The organism is Campylobacter sp. CNRCH_2014_2849, from assembly GCF_025772845.1.
Taxonomy (GTDB): domain Bacteria; phylum Campylobacterota; class Campylobacteria; order Campylobacterales; family Campylobacteraceae; genus Campylobacter_D; species Campylobacter_D lari_D.
Map to the genome: position 1 here is coordinate 1 of NZ_JAKMSW010000046.1, position 961 is coordinate 961.

Sequence of the window (961 nt, forward strand, 5' to 3'; positions counted from 1 at the left end):
CAATAATACTTTAAATTTCTTAAAAGATGCCTATGTAAATATGGGTGTTGAAAACACCTATACCTTACCTTTAAATGGTGCTCCTTATATCTTAGGTGCTTTTGGTATTGATGCTAATACTAATAATAATACAGTTATATTAAATAAGGGAGTAAAGATAGACTTTCATACTACTCCTTATAAACAAAGCACTTTAGGGGATAATATTTTTGATGAGAGAATGACTCATGTAGTGGGAGCTTATACTTATAATGCTAATGCTAAAAATAATAAGGTTATTATAGATGGAGCTTCTTTATTAGTCCATGGTCCAAGTGGAGCTTATTCAACATCAGCTGCTACTCACTTAGGAGGAGCTTTTGTAGATGTAAATAACAATCAAAGTTATGAAGTAAGCAATAATAGTGTAATTATTAATGATTTAAAACTAGATTTAAGAGTAGATACTAAAAATACTCCATTAGCATACAATGCTATTTTAGTAGGAGCAGTTTATGGGGGTAAAATCATACAAGGTAATGCTTATAAAAACACCATAGATATAAAAGACTTACAAACCTTATTAGCATTAAATACCAATATAGAAGTAAAAGCACTCTTAGACTTTTATGCAGGTATAACTAATAATGGCATAGCTAATGATAATAATATTAATATTACTCTTAAAAAGCCATTTGAAATCAATTCTAATTTTACAGGTAAAAATGAGTTTAATCTTTATGGTGGAGTAGCTACTAAAGGAGCTAGTAGAAATAGTATAAATATCAATGGAGACTTAACCAAAGGACTTACCACTGAAAATCATCAAGATAAAATTCAAATCACAGCAGCACAAACTCTAAGTTCTAAAGCAAATAATAACAATATTGTTATTAAAAACTCAAACATTGCTATGCCTTTATACTTATATGGAGTTAGTAAGGTTAGTTTAGATAATAAAGATTATTATGCAAGTAGTGCC

1 pseudogene is annotated in these 961 nt (G+C 28.8%); it reads left to right on the top strand.

Annotation, left to right across the window (positions count from 1 at the left end):
- Positions 1-961: pseudogene (locus L8X33_RS08620) on the top strand (hypothetical protein); the annotation flags it as partial.